This is a genomic window from Porphyrobacter sp. YT40, assembly GCF_006542605.1.
In the GTDB taxonomy this organism is placed as follows: domain Bacteria; phylum Pseudomonadota; class Alphaproteobacteria; order Sphingomonadales; family Sphingomonadaceae; genus Erythrobacter.
In genome coordinates, this window is record NZ_CP041222.1 from 2,447,776 (window position 1) to 2,465,125 (window position 17,350).

19 protein-coding genes are annotated in these 17,350 nt (G+C 64.7%); 14 read left to right on the forward strand and 5 right to left on the reverse strand.

The window, feature by feature from the left end; translation table 11 throughout:
* The first annotated feature begins 57 nt into the window (after positions 1–57).
* The 8 genes from parE to E2E27_RS11505 all read left to right on the forward strand — a co-directional run bounded on the left by parE (position 58) and on the right by E2E27_RS11505 (position 6,786).
* Complete coding sequence (gene parE / locus E2E27_RS11475; RefSeq protein WP_141459296.1) at positions 58–2,058, forward strand: DNA topoisomerase IV subunit B; 2,001 nt, start codon at positions 58–60, stop codon at positions 2,056–2,058.
* Complete coding sequence (locus E2E27_RS11480) at positions 2,051–2,419, forward strand: hypothetical protein (protein WP_141459298.1); 369 nt, start codon at positions 2,051–2,053, stop codon at positions 2,417–2,419. The genes parE and E2E27_RS11480 overlap by 8 nt, the downstream gene beginning before the upstream one ends.
* A 66-nt stretch (positions 2,420–2,485) precedes the next feature.
* A complete protein-coding gene (locus E2E27_RS11485) occupies positions 2,486–3,010 on the forward strand; it encodes an RNA polymerase sigma factor (protein ID WP_141459300.1) in 525 nt (174 codons plus the stop codon).
* On the forward strand, positions 3,007–3,582 hold the full coding sequence (locus E2E27_RS18740; RefSeq protein ID WP_181443424.1) for a hypothetical protein: 576 nt from the start codon (positions 3,007–3,009) through the stop codon (positions 3,580–3,582). Before E2E27_RS11485 ends, E2E27_RS18740 begins: the two co-directional genes overlap by 4 nt.
* Positions 3,583–3,662: 80 nt before the next feature.
* Positions 3,663–4,937 (forward strand): serine hydrolase, encoded by a 1,275-nt coding sequence (locus E2E27_RS11490; RefSeq protein WP_181443425.1) that lies wholly within the window; start codon positions 3,663–3,665, stop codon positions 4,935–4,937.
* An 84-nt stretch (positions 4,938–5,021) separates the two neighbouring features.
* On the forward strand, positions 5,022–5,882 hold the full coding sequence (locus E2E27_RS11495; protein WP_141459304.1) for an AAA family ATPase: 861 nt from the start codon (positions 5,022–5,024) through the stop codon (positions 5,880–5,882).
* Positions 5,883–5,927: 45 nt separating this feature from the next.
* Positions 5,928–6,458 carry a hypothetical protein gene (locus tag E2E27_RS11500; protein ID WP_234036034.1) on the forward strand — a complete coding sequence of 177 codons (531 nt, stop codon included), beginning with the start codon at positions 5,928–5,930 and terminating at the stop codon, positions 6,456–6,458.
* 58 nt (positions 6,459–6,516) lie between these two features.
* On the forward strand, positions 6,517–6,786 hold the full coding sequence (locus E2E27_RS11505; RefSeq protein WP_141459308.1) for a TM2 domain-containing protein: 270 nt from the start codon (positions 6,517–6,519) through the stop codon (positions 6,784–6,786).
* A 98-nt stretch (positions 6,787–6,884) separates the two neighbouring features.
* Here the strand turns inward: E2E27_RS11505 and E2E27_RS11510 are convergent, their stop codons facing one another.
* Entirely contained in the window at positions 6,885–8,285 is a 1,401-nt protein-coding gene (locus tag E2E27_RS11510) for a methyl-accepting chemotaxis protein (RefSeq protein ID WP_141459310.1), read from the reverse strand.
* 160 nt (positions 8,286–8,445) lie between these two features.
* Complete coding sequence (locus E2E27_RS11515) at positions 8,446–9,843, reverse strand: methyl-accepting chemotaxis protein (RefSeq protein ID WP_141459312.1); 1,398 nt, start codon at positions 9,841–9,843, stop codon at positions 8,446–8,448.
* Positions 9,844–9,965: 122 nt separating this feature from the next.
* On the opposite strand from E2E27_RS11515, the gene E2E27_RS11520 reads away from it, so the two are divergent.
* The 5 genes from E2E27_RS11520 (at position 9,966) to E2E27_RS11540 (ending at position 13,647) form a co-directional block, all read left to right on the forward strand.
* Positions 9,966–11,150 (forward strand): vWA domain-containing protein, encoded by a 1,185-nt coding sequence (locus E2E27_RS11520; RefSeq protein WP_141459314.1) that lies wholly within the window; start codon positions 9,966–9,968, stop codon positions 11,148–11,150.
* Entirely contained in the window at positions 11,147–11,578 is a 432-nt protein-coding gene (locus E2E27_RS11525) for a hypothetical protein (RefSeq protein ID WP_141459316.1), read from the forward strand. The genes E2E27_RS11520 and E2E27_RS11525 overlap by 4 nt, the downstream gene beginning before the upstream one ends.
* A 64-nt stretch (positions 11,579–11,642) precedes the next feature.
* Positions 11,643–11,999: a hypothetical protein gene (locus E2E27_RS11530; protein WP_141459318.1), complete on the forward strand. Its 357-nt coding sequence runs from the start codon at positions 11,643–11,645 to the stop codon at positions 11,997–11,999.
* Positions 11,999–12,754, forward strand: coding sequence for a hypothetical protein (locus E2E27_RS11535; RefSeq protein ID WP_141459320.1), 756 nt, complete (start codon positions 11,999–12,001; stop codon positions 12,752–12,754). Before E2E27_RS11530 ends, E2E27_RS11535 begins: the two co-directional genes overlap by 1 nt.
* Positions 12,755–12,804: 50 nt before the next feature.
* Entirely contained in the window at positions 12,805–13,647 is an 843-nt protein-coding gene (locus tag E2E27_RS11540) for a DUF817 domain-containing protein (RefSeq protein WP_141459322.1), read from the forward strand.
* Here E2E27_RS11540 and E2E27_RS11545 read toward each other — a convergent pair.
* Positions 13,644–14,936, reverse strand: a complete 1,293-nt coding sequence (locus E2E27_RS11545) for a spinster family MFS transporter (RefSeq protein ID WP_141459324.1) — start codon at positions 14,934–14,936, stop codon at positions 13,644–13,646. The genes E2E27_RS11540 and E2E27_RS11545 overlap by 4 nt on opposite strands.
* Before the next feature lie 76 nt (positions 14,937–15,012).
* Positions 15,013–16,209 carry an exo-beta-N-acetylmuramidase NamZ family protein gene (locus tag E2E27_RS11550; RefSeq protein WP_141459326.1) on the reverse strand — a complete coding sequence of 399 codons (1,197 nt, stop codon included), beginning with the start codon at positions 16,207–16,209 and terminating at the stop codon, positions 15,013–15,015.
* A gap of 87 nt (positions 16,210–16,296) precedes the next feature.
* Between E2E27_RS11550 and E2E27_RS11555 the strand changes: the two genes are divergently transcribed.
* On the forward strand, positions 16,297–16,797 hold the full coding sequence (locus E2E27_RS11555; RefSeq protein WP_141459327.1) for a TspO/MBR family protein: 501 nt from the start codon (positions 16,297–16,299) through the stop codon (positions 16,795–16,797).
* Here the strand turns inward: E2E27_RS11555 and E2E27_RS11560 are convergent.
* Positions 16,794–17,309 (reverse strand): DOMON-like domain-containing protein, encoded by a 516-nt coding sequence (locus tag E2E27_RS11560; RefSeq protein ID WP_141459329.1) that lies wholly within the window; start codon positions 17,307–17,309, stop codon positions 16,794–16,796. The two genes, E2E27_RS11555 and E2E27_RS11560, sit on opposite strands and share 4 nt — an antisense overlap.
* Positions 17,310–17,350 lie beyond the last annotated feature (41 nt).

The window sequence follows — 17,350 nt, forward strand, 5'->3', positions numbered from 1 at the left end:
GTAAAAGCACCGGGGGTGGCTTGTGAGCCGCCGCGGCGCAGGCCTATAGTCCGCGCCATGTCCGTTCCCACCTCCGACGATCTCTTCGCCAATACCCCGACTTCGAGCGGGGACTACAATGCCTCCGCCATCGAGGTGCTCGAAGGGCTGGAGCCCGTCCGCCGCCGCCCCGGCATGTATATCGGCGGCACGGACGACCGCGCCTATCACCATCTTGCCGCAGAAGTGCTCGACAACTCGATGGACGAGGCGGTGGCGGGCCACGCTACGCGCATCGAGGTGCGGCTCGACGAAGGCAACCGGGTCACCATCGCCGACAACGGGCGCGGGATGCCGGTGGACGAGCATCCCAAGTTCCCAGGCAAATCGACGCTCGAGGTGATCCTCTCGACCTTGCATTCGGGCGGCAAGTTCTCCGGCAAGGCCTATGCCACCAGCGGCGGGCTGCACGGCGTGGGTGTGAGCGTGGTCAACGCGCTTTCGGTCCACACTCGGGTCGAGGTGGCGCGCGACAAGCAGCTTTACGCGCAGGAATTTTCGCGCGGGGTCACGCAAGGCCCGCTCCAGAACCTCGGGCCCACCCCCAACCGGCGCGGCACCACGGTAAGCTTCGTTCCCGATCCCGAAATCTTCGGCGAGCGCGGCTTCAATCCCAAGCGCTTGTTCAAGCTGGCGCGTTCCAAGGCCTATCTGTTCGCCGGCGTCGAGATCCGCTGGAAATGCGCGCCCTCGCTGGCGAGCGAGGAAGTGCCTGCCGAGGCGGTGTTCAAGTTCCCCGGTGGCCTTGCCGATCACCTCGCCGAACAGATCGGGAGCCGCGAATGCGTCACCGCGCAGCCCTTTGCGGGCACGCAGGATTTCCCCGAGGTGGACGGTGTCGGGCAAGGCAGGGTCGAATGGGCGATCGCCTGGCCGCTCTATTCCGACGGCGCGACGAGCTGGTATTGCAATACCGTGCCCACGCCCGATGGCGGCACGCATGAACAGGGCCTGCGCACCGCGCTGACGCGGGGACTGCGCGCATTTGGCGAACTGGCGGGCCAGAAGAAGGCCAAGGACATCACCGCCGATGACGTCATGACCGGCGGGGAGGTGATGCTCTCGGTCTTCATCCGCGATCCGCAGTTCCAGTCGCAGACCAAGGACCGCCTGACCTCGCCCGAGGCCGCGCGTCTGGTCGAGAACGCGGTGCGCGACCATTTCGACCACTTCCTCACCGACAATATGGAGCGCGGCAAGGCGCTGCTCGGCGAGGTGATGGAGCGGATGGACGAGCGCCTGAAGCGCAAGGCTGAACGCGAGATCAAGCGCAAGACCGCGACCAACGCCAAGAAGCTGCGCCTCCCCGGCAAGCTCACCGATTGCAGCGGCGAAGGGGGGCGCGAGACCGAGCTGTTCATCGTCGAAGGGGACTCGGCAGGCGGTAGCGCCAAGCAGGCGCGGGATCGCAAGAGCCAGGCGATCCTCCCGATCCGCGGCAAGATTCTCAATGTCGCCAGCGCCACCGCCGACAAGATCCGCGCCAATTCCGAAATCGCCGACCTGATCCTCGCGATGGGATGCGGCACCCGCAAAGACTGCAACGCCGACAATCTGCGTTACGACCGCATCATCATCATGACCGACGCGGACGTCGACGGCGCACATATCGCGACGCTGCTGATGACCTTCTTCTTCCAGGAAATGCCCGACATCGTGCGGCGCGGCCACCTGTTCCTTGCCCAGCCCCCGCTGTACCGGCTGACGGCCGGCAAGGAGAGCCGCTACGCCCGTGACGACGCGCACCGGGCGGAGCTGGAAGCGACGGTGTTCAAGGGCAAGAAGGTTGAAGTCGCTCGCTTCAAGGGCCTTGGCGAAATGAACCCGCAGCAATTGCGCGAGACCACAATGGCGCCCGAAAGCCGCAGCCTGATCCGCATCACCTTGCCGCAGGAGTTCGAGGATCGCGCGGGCGTCGCGCGGCTGGTGGACGAGCTGATGGGCCGCAACCCGGAACACCGCTTCAACTTCATCCAGAACCGCGCGGGAGAGATCGACCGCGACCTGATCGATGCCTGACGGCGAATTTCCGGACCCGCGCGAAGAGGACATCTACGCAGGCGAGCGCCGCATCTCGCGCCCTGACAGCGCCCTGCCCGACTGGCATATTCCCGATGCCAGCTACCGCCCGATCCCGATCGCGTGGTTTGCTGCGGCTTTCCTGATGCAGATGGTGGCGCTGACCGTGTTGTTCCTGATGCTGCTGGGGCAATCGGGGTGGGTCACGATCATCATCTGCGGGCTCGCGACGCTGGCGCTGGGGATGTGGACGTGGGAGCGCGGAATGCGCGCGGCCGGCAGCGGATGGCAGACCGCCACCGTGCTGATGCTCGCAGCGCAATTCGCGCTGGTGTGCCTCGGCGCGGCCCCGCGGCTGTAGCGCCCTTCCCAGAAAAAGTGCCCGCCGCCTTGTAAGCTATTCGCACGGGCCACGACTAAGGGGGGCATGACCAGCACGGCGGATCAACTCTATCGCGAAGCGGGCCAGCACTTTGCCCCCGCGCTGGCGCGGCTCGCCCGGTCGGTCGAGCGGGACGCGGAGAAGGCGCGCGAGCTCGAGCAGGAGATGCATTGCGCGCTGTGGTCGAGCCTGGCGCGTTTCGATGGGCGCTGTGCACTGAAAACATGGGTCTACCGCGTCGCGCACAATGTCGCCGCCGATCATGTGGCGCGGGCGGTCAAAGGCCCGCAGCGCGTGCCGATCGAGGAGATCGGCGAACTCCCCTCGCCCGCCAATGTCGAGACCGACACCGCCGAAACGCTGGCGCTCGCACAGGTGCAGGAGCTGGTCCGCCGCCTGCCGCCCACCGACATGCAGGTGATCGTGCTCTGGCTCGAAGGCGAGAGCGCCGCGACCATCGCCGAGATCACAGGGCTTTCCGCCGGAGCCGTCAATGTCCGGGTGCACCGGATCAAGGCGCTGCTGGCCAGCCACTTTGCACACCCTTCCCCCGAGGAGCCTTTGCCATGAGCACCCCGCCCTTCGCCCTCTGGGCCGCCGCCGCCGATGATGCGACCTTCACCGATCCTGCCGCCTGCGCCGCGCGGGCGAGCGAATTCGAGCGGCAGATCGCCCGCCGCAACCGCCGCGAGCGGATCGCGGGATGGGCGCAGCTGCCGCTCTGGGGGCTGCTCGCCGCGTTCTTCGCCTATGTCGGCGAATGGCCGGTCGCGCTGGCACTGGCGCTGACGGGTGCCGGGGTGCTGGTGGTCATCCGCAATCTGCCGCGCCACGCGGGCCTGCTCGAACGCCGTCCGGAAGAGCCGTGCCTCGACCATCTCGTGCGGCAGTATCGCCGCCAGTATCGCGCGCTGATCCGCGTGCCGCTGTGGTATGTCGGCCCGCTCGTGCCAGGGCTCGTCGCCGTTCTGGCCACGGTGACCGCCGGTGTTGCCGAGACCAAGGGGTGGAACGCCGCGCTGGCCGGTCTTGCTCGCCCCACCCTGCTGACCGGCGGCGTGATAGCGGCGGTCATTCTCGTCAACCTGTGGGCCGCGCGGCGCGTGAAGCGCGAACTCGACCGGCTCGAACGACTGGCGTGATCCGCAAAACCCGCCTAAGCCTCTGCATCAATGGGAGAACGACGATGCTGCGCAAATGCCTTTTGCCCGCCGTGGCCGCAATGATGAGCCTTCCGGCCACGCCTCTTCTGGCGCAGAACGCCGCCGACACTGCCGATGCCACCACACAATCCCCGCTGATGGAACGCAGTCGTGACATCGTGGCGTTGCTCAACGGCACGGTGCAGCCCGAGGCGATCTTCACCGACGGTTTCCGCGCCGCGGTTGCCGATGCGCAGCTCAAGGCGCTGGCGGCGGGGCTCACCGCCCAGTTCGGCCCGGCGATCGAGGTCGCGCTGCTCGACCCGCCCGAGGGCGCGCGCGCCGTGCTGCATATCCGGTTCGAGCGCGGTCTCGCCAAGGGCAGCCTCGCGATCGACCCGGCGCAAGGCAACCGGATCAGCGAATTGCTGTTCACCTCGGTCGATGCCATCGCGGTCGAGGGCGACAGCGCCGAGACGATCGCAGCGAAACTCGCCGCTCTGCCCGGCACCGTCAATGCATGGTTCGCGCCGCTCGATGGCGGCGCGCCGTTGATCAGCCGCAACGCCGATGCACCGCTGGCGCTGGGATCGACCTTCAAGCTCTATGTCCTCGCCGCGCTGGCGGAGGACGTGAAGGCAGGACGCCGCAAGTGGACCGACGTCGTGGCGCTCACCGAAACAAGCTACCCCAGCGGGCAACTCCAGAACTGGCCCAAGGGCGCACCGGTGACGCTCCACACGCTGGCGAGCCTGATGATTTCGATCAGCGACAACACCGCGACCGACCAGCTGATCAGGGAACTGGGCGGGCCGCGCATCCTCAGGCTGATGAAGGACAGCGGTCACAGCGATCCTGCGGCGAACGATCCCTTCCTGACCACGCGCCAGCTGTTCATGCTCAAGGCCGGTGATGCAAAAACGCTCGCCGACTGGCGCAGCGGCGATGCGGGCAAGCGGGCGATCATCGACGTCGTTCAAACCGCAAGCGAAAGCCCCACGCTCGACGTCATCAATGCCGCTTTCGCCAATGGCCCCAAGGCACTCGACATCGAATGGTTCGCCTCGCCCGCCGATCTCGCCAAGCTGTTGGCCCATATGCGTCGCACCGCCGACCCCAAGGTGTTCGAAATCATGGCGATCAACCCGGCGGCCACCGGGGCAATCAAGGACAAGTGGCGCTACATCGGCTTCAAGGGCGGGAGCGAGCCGGGGGTGATGAACCTCACCTGGCTCCTCACCGATCAGGCCGGGCGCGACTGGGTGCTGACGCTGGGCTGGAACAACCCTGCGGCGGTGGTGGACGAGGGCAAGCTGGAGGGCATCGCCCAGCGCATCCTGCTGCTGCCTCGCTGATTTGGGAGTGCCCCTCCCCCTTGCGCCGCGGGGAGAGCGCCCTTATCGCAGGCGACCGAAATTCAGTCTCACAAGGAAACCCGAATGGCCGACCAGCAGCAGCGTTTCGAAGGCACCAAGTCCTATATCGCGACCGAAGACCTCAAGGTTGCGGTCAATGCCGCCGTGACGCTGCGCCGCCCGCTGCTGGTCAAGGGCGAACCCGGCACCGGCAAGACCGTGCTGGCGCATGAAATCTCCAAGGCCTTGGGTGCGCCGCTGATCGAGTGGAACATCAAATCGACCACCAAGGCACATCAGGGCCTTTACGAGTATGACGCCGTGGCGCGCCTGCGTGACGGGCAGCTCGGCGAAGAGCGCGTCCATGACATCCGCAACTACATCAAGAAGGGCAAGCTGTGGGAGGCCTTCACCTCGCCGCAGCTACCCGTGCTGCTGATCGACGAGATCGACAAGGCCGACATCGAGTTTCCCAACGACCTGCTGCAGGAGCTCGATCGCATGAGCTTCGACGTTTACGAGACTCAGGAGCGGATCGAGGCGAAGGAACGCCCGATCGTCGTCATCACCTCGAACAACGAGAAGGAGCTGCCCGACGCCTTCCTGCGCCGCTGCTTCTTCCACTACATCAAGTTCCCCGATCGCGAGACGATGCAGGACATCATAGACGTCCACTTCCCCGGTATCCAGAAGACGCTGGTGAAGAAGGCGATGGATATCTTCTATGACCTGCGCGAAGTGCCGGGCCTCAAGAAGAAGCCCTCGACCTCCGAGCTGCTCGACTGGCTGAAGCTGCTGCTCAACGAGGACATGCCGCTGGATGTTCTCCAGAACAGCAATCCGGCGAGCGCGATTCCGCCGCTGCACGGCGCGCTGCTGAAGAACGAGCAGGACATCATGCTGTTCGAACGCCTCGCCTTCATGGCGCGGCGCAATCCGAGCTAAAGCGGGCCCACGCTGTCCGACGGCTTGCTGCCTGATGAACCCGCGATGGTGCTGGACCTTGGCGGGAGGGTGAACGACGGCATCGTGCTGGCGCTGACGCTGCTGATGGGCGGATTCCTGATGCTGAGCGGGCCGGCTGCCTATTGGGACTGGTCTTGGGTGAAGCAGCACGACATGAGCCGCGAAATTGTCGGCACGGTGCTGTGCACCGCGATGGGGTTGGTGTTCTTGTGGATCGCGGCGCTCAGAGCCTGCCGCCTGTTCAGCGCCGCACCCGATGCGCTGATCGATGCAAGCGGCGTGACATTGAAGCCGTGCATGGCCCGCCAAACCCTTGGCTGGGCGCAGATCACCGGTTCGCGGGTCAAGCGCGATTGGTGGCGCGGAATGCCCATCTGGACTCTCGAGCTCGATCTTGCCGAGCCGCAACAGGTGCTGGCGTCAGCCTTCCTCCCCACGCGCACCGTCAGACTGGCAAGCAACGCGGGCGGAACGATCAAGAAGGCCGCGCGTATCGTAAAGCATTACCGAACCCATGCCGGGCATCCACAAACCGGCGGAGGCAAAGACTTGTGAGCGCACGTTTCATGCGATAGCCCTTGACTTGCCATAGTGCATCAAGGGGGATCATCTCATGGAAACCAAATCGCCGATCGCTGCCGGACTTCTCGCTCTGTTTCTGGGCAGTCTCGGCATCCACAAATTCTACCTCGGTTACACCAAGGAAGGCGTGATCCTGCTGGTGGGGACGATCATCAGCTACGCGCTGACGCTGGTGCTGATCGGCCTCATTCCGCTGATGATCATCGGCGTGGTGTGCCTGATCGAGGCGATCCTCTATCTGACCAAGTCAGAGGCCGAGTTCAACCGGATCTATGTCGAGGGCCACAAGCCCTGGTTCTGATAACCTCAGGTTACTCGGCCAGATAAGAATCAGGCGGCGGGCCTGAGTGGCCAGCCGCCTGTTCCGTCCCGTTGAAGGCGGATCTGGTTCGGGAGGCCTCAGTCGAAGCTGTAGGCCAGCTCGAAATCACCCCAGCGCTTGCCGCCGATCACCAGCGGTACGTAGACATTGCGCACCACGACATAAGAGTTGCCGTCGCCTTCCTGGCGATAGACCGCCATCATATAGGGCGCGCTGCTGGCCTTGGCCTTGCGGTCGATCGCCTCCAGCATGATCCGCCCGTTGCGGCAGAACTGGGTGTCGTGCGCGACATCGCCGGTGGGGGTGCGGCTGCGTTCGGAAAGGTGGGTCGGCAGAAAGCCGTTCATGTCGGTGCAGGCGGCGGCCAGCACCCGCGTGTCGCCGGCCTTCGCACGGTCGAGGAAGGGTCGCCATTCGGCGTGGGCCCAGTCGGTCAGGCGGGTGCGATAGAGCTGCGGATTGGTGCCGGGCACGGGCTGATAATCGGTATCGAACAGCGCCGCCATGCTGACCGCACCCTTGGCAATGGCGGCCTCGGTATGCTCGGCAACCTCGCGCATCATCGCCTGTGCCTGCGCGACCATCGCGCTGTCCTCGGGCGAGAGACCTGCCTGCACGATCCGGTCGAACATTTCGGAGGCGGTGATTTCCAGCTCCTCCATCTTGCGATGCGCGCCGTGGAGGCGATCCTCGTTGCTGCGCGCGGCGGTATCGAAGCCCGTCAGCACCCGCTGCACCCTGTCCACATGACCGCTGATCGTGCCGGTCGAGCGGGCAATGACGTCATTCTGCTTGTCGACCTCTTCGACCAGCGCGCCGACATTGGCGATCGTGCTCTCGATCTGCGCGACGCTGGCGCGGGCCTCGCCGCTGGCCTTCGAACCCGCTTCGATCCGCCCGATCACAACCTCGGCCTCGCCGCCCAGCGCGTCAATGGTGGCGGCGATCTCCTCGGTCGCCTTGCGAGTGTCGTTGGCGAGGCTCTTCACCTCGGCGGCAACCACCGCGAAGGTGCGCCCGGCGTCGCCTGCGCGCATCGCCTCGATCGTGGCGTTCAGGGCGAGGATGTTGGTGGTTTCGGCAATCTCGTCGATGTCCTGCGCGCTGCGGCGCACCTGTTCCATCGCGGCGGAGAAGCTGGTGACGTGCTGGCTCAGCGTGTCGACCAGTTCGATGAGGCCCGCAATCTGGCCGAGCGAGGACTGGATCAGCGCCGTGCCTTCGTTGAGACGCTCGATCGCGCGTTCGGACAAGAGCCGCGCCTCGTCGCTCGCCTCGGAAACCTTGCGCTGATCGGCCTCGAGCGCACGCACCGTTTCGGCCAGTGCCTCGTGCTCCGACCGCAGCGTGCGCGAGGAGGCGATCACCGCCTCGACCACGCCTGCAACATCGGTGCAGCCGACCGTTACCGCGCCGCAGCTTTCCGGGATCATCCCCAAGGCATGGGCGTGAGCGGTATCGAGTGCAGCCTGCTTCATTTTTGCGTCCCTGTGGTCACTGGCCTGACCTGTAACGCGAAAATAGGCGGGCATGGTTATGGCAGGGTTAATGCCTTCGGCCAGATTGGAACGAAAATGACTGCAGGTGACAATTTTTGTTCAAAGAGCTGCGCGAGCACCTGATCGCTCGCCCTGGGGGTTACAGGAAATAGGAAATCTCGTACTCCCCCCAGCGGCGGCCGTCGAACACCATTGGCACGCTCACCAGGCGGACGACCCGGTAATGCTCCCCGTCGCCCTCGTGCCGGTAGACCGCCATCGAATAGGGCTTGGTCGCCTGCTTGATCCACTTGTCGAACGGGGTCGTGATCATCCGTCCGTTGCGGCAGAATTGCAGATCGTGAGTGTAATCACCGGTGGGGCGGCGGCTGCGTTCGGTGAGATGGGTCGGCATGAAGCCGTTGCGGTCGTCGCACACCGTGGCGATGATCGCCGCATCGCGCGTCATGACGCGGTCGAGCAGGGGGCGCCAATGCGTGTCGGCCCAGTCCGACAGGCGGTTGCGGAACAGCTGCGGGTTGGTTCCGGGAACGGGGCGATAATCGTCATCGAACAGCATCTCGCGCGACAGCGCGCCGGAACGCAGCGCCTCTTCCACCCGTTGCATCGCCTCGGCCGCGGCCTCCTGCGCCAGTGCGACGATCTCGCTGTCGCGCGGGGATAGCCCCGCCTGAACGATGTGGTCGAACATCACGCTGGCCTTGTCCTCCAGCGCCCCGACCTTGCCATGAACTGAGGTGAGCTTGCCTTCGTCCCGTTCGCTGGCGCGCTGGAAATCGTCGAGGACGTGGTGAACCCGGTTGACGTGATCGCTGATTGTCCCGGTCGAGCGGGTGATCTGGTCATTCTGACGGTCGACGTCATGAACCAGCTCCACCACGCCGGCGATGGTCTGCTTGATCGAATCGATCGAGGTGCGCGCCGAATCGCTCGCCTGCGACCCTGCGCCGATGCGGGCAATGACCTGCTCGGCCTCGCCGCCCAGCGCTTCCATGGTCTTGCCGATTTCCTCGGTCGCCTTGCGGGTGTGACCGGCCAGCTGCTTCACCTCGGCGGCGACCACGGCAAAGGTGCGCCCCGCCTCCCCTGCCCGCATCGCTTCGATCGTGGCGTTCAGGGCGAGGATATTGGTGGTTTCGGCGATATCGTCGATCTCGCGCACCGATCGCTGCACTTGGGAGAGCGCGGCCGCAAAGCTGGTCACGTGTTGCGACAGCGCCTCCACCATCGCCAGCAGTTCGGTGATCCTGTCGAGCGAGCTTTCGATCTGCTTGGTGCCCGCGCCCAGCTGCTTGATCGCCTCGGCGGACAGCATCCGCGCCTCGTCGCTCGCTTCGAGCACCCGCTGCTGATCGGCTTCGAGCGCGGCCACGGTCGAGGCAAGCGTGCGGTGCTCATCGCGCAAGGCAGCCGAGGATTCGATGACCTGTTTGACGATGCCGGCAACATCGGCGCACCCGAGAACGACTTCGCCGCAGCTGGTCGAAATCGAGTCGATCGCGCCTACGCCCGTGCTTGCCACCTGCGTCATAAACATTGCCCCGCCCATCCCCTCCCGGATCAACACGGTAGCGCTACCATTGTGATGGTTAAGGCAATGCTTACGCCCTCTCATTTCCGGTGCTGGCAAGGCAGCGCACATTCGGCTAGGCAACAGCCATGTTTTTCAACTTCGTCGACGAGCTGCGGGCCGCCGGGATCGGCGCGTCCTTCAAAGAGCACCTCACCCTGCTGGAGGCGCTCGACAAGGACGTGATCGAGCAGACGCCCGAGGCGTTCTACTACCTCTCCCGCGCGACCTTCGTGAAGGATGAGGGGCTTTTGGATCGCTTCGATCAGGTGTTCCAGAAGGTCTTCAAGGGGATCATGTCCGATTACGGCCAGAACCCGGTCGACATTCCCGAAGACTGGCTGAAAGCCGTCGCCGAAAAGTTTCTCTCCCCCGAGGAGATGGAAAAGATCAAGTCGCTGGGTGACTGGGACGAGATCATGGAGACGCTCAAGAAGCGGCTCGAGGAACAGGAAAAACGGCACCAGGGCGGCAACAAGTGGATCGGCACCGGGGGCACCAGCCCCTTCGGCAATTCCGGCTACAATCCTGAAGGCGTGCGCATCGGCGGCGAAAGCAAGCACGGGCGTGCGATCAAGGTCTGGGAAAAGCGCGAGTTCAAGAACCTCGACAACACCAAGGAACTCGGCACCCGCAACATCAAGATGGCTTTGCGGCGGCTCAGGCGTTTTGCCCGCGAAGGCGCGGCGGACGAGCTCGACATTCCCGGCACCATCGAAGGCACAGCCAAGCAGGGCTGGCTCGACATCAGAATGCGGCCCGAGCGGCGCAATGCGGTGAAACTGCTGCTGTTCCTCGACGTCGGCGGATCGATGGACCCCTTCATCAAGCTGGTCGAGGAACTGTTCAGCGCCGCCACCGCGGAGTTCAAGAACCTCGAATTCTTCTACTTCCACAACTGCCTCTACGAAGGCGTGTGGAAGGACAACAAGCGCCGCTGGCAGGAACGCACCAAGACCTGGGACGTGCTCCACAAATACGGGCACGACTACAAGATCGTCTTCGTCGGCGACGCGGCGATGAGCCCCTACGAGATCACCCATCCGGGCGGCTCGGTGGAGCACATGAACGAGGAAGCGGGCGCGGTGTGGCTGCAGCGCGTCACCAACACCTATCCCGCGACCGTGTGGCTCAATCCCGTGCCGGAAAAGCAGTGGAACTATTCGCAGTCGACCAAGATGATCAAGCAGCTGGTCGGCGACCGGATGTATCCCCTGACTCTTGAAGGGCTGGACGATGCGATGCGGGAGTTGTCGCGCAAGCACGGGGCGTGAGAGCGCGCGCGGTTCTCTTCGCTGGCGCCGCACTGGCGCTGACGTCATGCTCGGCGCAGCAGCCGGTGCAGGGTGTCGCCCTCGCCCGTTCGGAACGCTTGCCGTCCGACCCGGAATATCCGCAGCAGATCGTGACGCAATTCTCCGGCCCCGGCCTCGTGTGCGGAATGGGCTTTGCTCTGGTGCTTGCACCCGACGAACAGCTGGTCAGCACCGACCGGATGATGGATTTCATGACCCATGAACTCGTCGCTGGGGGCCGCGCGGCCGTGATCTACGAAGGCAATGCGCCTGAACCGGCTGACGTCACGCTCGAAACGGGTCTGGATTTTCCGTCCGTCATCGCCGTGCATCTTGACGCGGGCGGTTACGAGCGCTCGCTCGCCCAGCGGCTGCTGACGAGGGACGCCATTCCTTCCAACTGCTGACGCTGCGCCAAGCTTGTTGGAAATGCGGGCTTTTGTGATATTCTGGGGTTTGAAGGAGACTGTCATGCATTATCTCGCCCTGCCGCTCTTCCTGGCCCTGCTCGGTGCTGACGATGCGCCCCGTTCAGCGGCGGAGGCCTCTGATACGCAAACGCGCGCCACGATGCGCGAATGGCAGCCGGAGAACTTCGTGTCGGGCAACAAATGCCGTGACAGCAATTTGCCGACGGCTGACAATCCCGGCCAGCAGCCTCGCCTGGAACGCGGGCCTGCCACACCGGGCATGGGCCAGTATCTCTATGCCGTCGACCGGCGGATCGACGGTTGCTCGGTGGTTCTCGCAATGAGCCCCGGTATCCAGCTCCGCGGGCAGATGGAGATCACCCCGGAGGAAATGGCTGAACTTCTGCGCAAGCGTTGATGGCGGCTGTGGTGCTCGGCAGGCTTTTTACCGCGCTGATGGTGCTGCTTCTTGCGGCACCCGCCTTTGCCGATCCGCCCGTGGCCGATGCCGAGCCGTTGATAGTCTATATCGAGACCGATCCCTGGGCGATGGTGATCGGGTCGGATTCTCCCCGTTTCGTGCTCTATGAAGATGGGACGGTGATTTACCGGACCGAGACGGGCTATCAGGCGGTGACCCTAGCGGCGGCTGACAGCGCGGCGCTGGCCGCCAAGGTTAAGCTGGCGGGGATCAACGACTACACCGACTATACGAAAGTCACCGATCAGCCGTCGTCCATTATTATCGATTTTCGCGATAAACTGGCGGTGGTCGCCTATGGCGCGACGTCGCAGCATCGCGATCGGGGCGATGCCAGTGACCGGCTGTTGAGCATGATCACTCTGCTGCGGGAATACCGAAGCCCTGACGCAGCACCGTGGGAGCCCGATGCGATCGAGGTGATGATCTGGCCCTACGAATATGCGCCCGAAGCTTCGATCATCTGGCCTGCAGAATGGCCGGGGCTCGATCACGCGGCGACGGTACAGCGCGGTGATAGCTACAGCCTGTTCATTCCGATCAGCGACAAGGATGCGCTGCTGGCGTTTCTCGAAACCCGCAAGGCGCGCGGTGCGGTCGAGATCGGGGGAAAAAAAATGGGCCGTGAGCCTGCGCACGCCGCTGCCCGGCGAGGCGCGCTGGATGCCGAAGGCGAGCGACGATCCGGCTGAGCGCGAGTAGGCGTTGACGGCAGCGCGCGGGCTGATCATTCCCGCTTGGTATGACGTCACGACGCCACACCCGGTTCGAAGCGGTTCGCCTCAGGCTCGAAGCCTTCGACCCCGGCACGGGCTGGCGGCTGTGGCTTTACGAGTTCCTGCTGTTCGGCTTCAAGCAAGGCTGGGCCTGCCTGTTCGGGGGCCTTCTCCTCGCGCTGCTCCTCGGCACGCACCTGTTCTACCCCGACAGCGCGCCGCTCCACCGCTATGACTTCCTGACGCTCGCCGCCATCGCCATTCAGGCAGGGATGCTGGCCTTCCGGCTCGAGACATGGCGCGAGGCGCGGGTTATCCTGATCTTCCACGTCGTCGGCACGGTGATGGAGCTGTTCAAGACGCAGGCGGGATCATGGACCTATCCCGAGGCGAGCGTGCTCCACATCGGCGCAGTGCCGTTGTTCTCGGGGTTCATGTATGCCGCCGTCGGCAGCTATATCGCGCGGGTGTGGCGGATTTTCGACTTCCGCTTGACCCACTATCCGCCCGTGTGGGCGACATGGCTCTTGGCAGCGGCGATCTATGTGAACTTCTTCACGCACCACTTCACGATCGACATCCGCTGGGGACTGTTTGGCGTCACGGCGTTGCTGTTCTGGCGCACCCGCGTGCATTTCCGCAACTGGCGCGTCCATCGCTGGATGCCGCTGCTGGTGGGTTTCGGCCTCGTCGCGCTGTTCATCTGGTTCGCCGAGAACATCGCCACCTTCGCCAATGCTTGGAACTATCCCGGGCAGGAGCAGGAGTGGCAGATGGTCGGCCTCGCCAAATATGGAAGCTGGTATCTGCTGATGCTGATCAGCTTCGTGCTGGTGACGCTGGTGCAGCCGGTGCGGGAGCCCGACTAGCCCTTCTGGTCAAGCTCGCGGTCGAGGTGCAGGCTGCACCGCCAGAAGAAGAACGCCGGCACCAGCCCCAGCACCGCCGCGCCGTAGAGCACGTAGCGCACCGACTCCGCGCCATAGGCCGGTTGCAGCCAGTCCGACAGCATCCCGAAGAACAAGGGCCCCAGCCCCAGCCCGATCAGGTTCTGGAAGAACAGCAGCGCCGCAGCCGCAATCGCCCGCGCCCGCAGCGGCACCAGCCCCTGCGCGGCGGAATAGGTCGGGCCGTAGTAGAAGGAATTGAGCACCTGCGGCACGAACAGCAGGGTCAGCGCCACAGGCCAGCTCGACGCCTGATAGGCGGCAATCGCCAGCGGCACCGCGAGCGCCATGCCGATCGCGGGCGCGGTGAGCACATGGCGGCGGTTCTTGGCCCCGAAGCGGTCGGCGAGATAGCCGCCCAGCCATGTCCCCATCATGCCGCCAACGCCCGCGATCACTCCGAACCACAGCCCGACCTGCCCCGGCGACAGGTCATGGGTGCGCTGGAAGAAAATCGTGGTCCAGGTGGTCTTGCCATAGGACAGGAACGCGGCTGCCGACCCGGCGCACAGCAGCAACAGAAACGCGCGCGAGCCCATCACCTCGGCGACGGCCTGCCGCAGCGGCAGTTCCGGCGTGGGGTTCTTGGCCCGCAGGATCGCCGCAGCATCGGAGCGGCGCGGGTCTCGCAGCACGAACCACACGATCAGCGCCAGCATGACGCCGGGCAGTCCGACAATTACGAAAGCTTCACGCCAGCCCACGAAATCCGCCAGCATGCCGCCGATCAGCATCCCGAGCAGCGTGCCCACCGGAATGCCGAGCGAATAGAACGCCAGCGCCGAGGATCGCTTTTCCGGCGGCACGATGTCGGCGATCAGCGAATGCGCGGGCGGCGTGCAGCCGGCCTCGCCCACCCCGACACCGATCCGGGCGAGCAGCAATTGCCAGAAATTCTGCGCCAGTCCGCACAGCGCCGTCATCGCCGACCAGAGGCCCAGCGCGACCGCGATCAGGCGCGGGCGGTTGGTCGTCGGCCGGTCAGCAAAGCGGGCGATGGGGATGCCGAGCACGGTATAGAACAGCGCGAAGGCCAGCCCCGTCATCAGCCCGATCTGGGTGTCGTTCAGATCGAGATCGCGCGCGATCGGCTCGGCGAGGATGTTGACGATCTGGCGGTCGATGAAATTGAAGACATAGACAGTGAGCAGAAGCCACAAGGTCAGCCGGACGGAATTCGGAGGGGTCGCCGTATCGGCGGTGGTGGCCATGTCGTGTTCTCTCCCATCGGTGGCGGATGCTCCGCCGACCTGCATGCCCGCCCTGTTTTCAAGGTCGTGACGTCACTCAGTAAAGCAGATGATCGCGCACCGCCGCAACCCATGCGGCCTCGTCATGTGACGTCATGGCGTCAAGATCGTTCGCCGTGGCGGCAGGGTCGTCGACCCATTCGCGCAAAGCAGGCCCGCCATTGATGACGTCAATCGCCAGACGGGTGAGCTCGTATTCGTAAGGGAAGTCGCGCCACAGCGGATAGTCCGGGTAAAGCACCCGGATCGCCTTGAAGGCCAGTGCCTGCAAGCGCCAGGGCTTGAAGGCGTTATGATCGTAGAAATCACCTTCTGCGTGGATCATCAACGCATTGCAGAGCATTCCTGCGTGCTTGTGGAAGGTCGGTTCGAACCAGCATTCGCGGATCGCGCAGCCATCGAGCCATTCGGGCGCGAGCTTGCGCATCACCTTCAGCACCCCGCCCGCGTCGATGTCGGGCGCCCCGAACAGCACCTCCAGCGGGCGGGTGGTGCCGCGCCCTTCGGATAGGGTCGTGCCCTCCAGCATCACCGTCCCGGCATAGCAGCGCGCCATGTTGACGTTGGCGGCATTGGGCGAGGGATTGATCCACAGGCGTGACGTCGGCCAGCCATGCCCCGGGCCATCGGGGTCCCAGCCCTCCATCGCCACCACCTTGTAGGCGACGTCGAGATCGAAGTGCGCGATGAACCAGTGGCCCATCTCCCCCATGGTGAGGCCGTGGCGCATCGGCATCGGGGCGGCACCGACGAAGCTCTCCTGACCCGGCACCAGCAGCGTGCCTTCCACCGGGCGGCCGGCGGGATTGGGGCGGTCGAGCACCCAGATCTCCTTGCCCGCCTTCGCCGCTTCTTCCAGCAAATACAGCAAGGTGGTGACGAAGGTGTAGATCCGGCAGCCTAGGTCCTGAAGGTCGAACAGGAAGACATCGGCGCTCGACATCATCTGGCCCGTAGGACGGCGCACCTCGCCATAGAGCGAGAAGATCGGGATGCCGTAGCGCGGGTCCATCTCGTCCGCGGTCTCGACCATGTTGTCCTGCTTGTCGCCCTTGAGGCCATGCTGCGGGCCAAAGGCGCTGTTGACGTTCACTCCGGCCGCGATCAGCGCGTCGAGACTGTGGGTGAGATCCGCGGTCACGCTCGCCGGGTGTGCCACCAATGCGACGCGGCGGCCCGCGAGTTTGCGGAGGAGTTCAGGGTCGGCCAGCAGCCGGTCGATGCCATTCTTCATACGCCAAGCGTTGGAACAGGCGCGCGCCAAAGGCAATTGCTTTGCGCTACACGGGAACATTGCTGCCACACGCCGGGTTGAGGGCCTATGGAGATCGACTGGACCAACGCCCTCATTGCCGCCACCTGGGCCATCATCCTCGGCGGCGCGGGCGGGGCGCTGACCGAGATCGGTGCGTGGTATCGCCAGTTGCGCAAGCCGCCATGGCAGCCGCCCGACTGGCTGTTCGGCCCGGCTTGGACGGTAATCCTCGGACTGGCGGGATGGAGTTTCTACATCGGCCTGACGCAGGCTCCGACCCCTGAAGCGCTGTCGGGCGTGTGGGCATTGTTCGCCGTAAACTTCGTAATGCACCTGCTGTGGTCGCCGCTGTTCTTCAAATGGAAGCGGCCCGATTGGGCGCTAGCAGAGAATGTGCTGCTCTGGCTTTCGGTCGTCAGCCTGATGGTGGTGTTGCCGCGCCTTGTCGGTGACAGTTTCGCCGGGTGGCTGAACGTGCCCTATTTCATCTGGGTCACCTTCGCTTTCGCACTCAACGCCAAGATTGTGCAGCTTAACCGCCCCTTTGGTGGGCCGGCTTCCGCCTAGCGCTCGACGATCAGCGCACGGTTGGCTTCGGAGTGAAACTCCGGCTTGCCGGGCGGGAAGGCCAGCGCCCAATACTGCTTGCCGCTATCGGCGTGTTCGACAATCGCGTTGAGCGCGACCTGCGCCGGGTCCGGCAGATCGGCCGCGATGCTGGCCTTCAGCACCAGCCCTGTATCGTCATGCGAACAGGCGACAGCAATGGCGCCCACAGGCGCATCGCGCATCCCTTCGCGGAAGGAATCGAAGTCATAGGCCGCCCACTGGCCCGAGGGCGAGAGATTGAATTCGCGATAGGCCGTCCCGCCGATAGGCTGCCAGAATATCTCGAAGCAGGTCGTCTGCCACAGATTGTCCTGCCGCCCCGGCGAAGCGGCGGGTGGAAGGATGATGGCAGGCATATGGCCATCTAGGCGGAACTCCGCCTCGCAACCGTCTGGCGTTGCGGTGATCGCGGCAGTCACCGCGCGGATCGGGCCGAGATCGCAGGCGACATGAAGCATGAGCGGGTGCATCCCCCTTTCCTGCCCCCTCGCCCCGTGTCCGGCAAGCCACT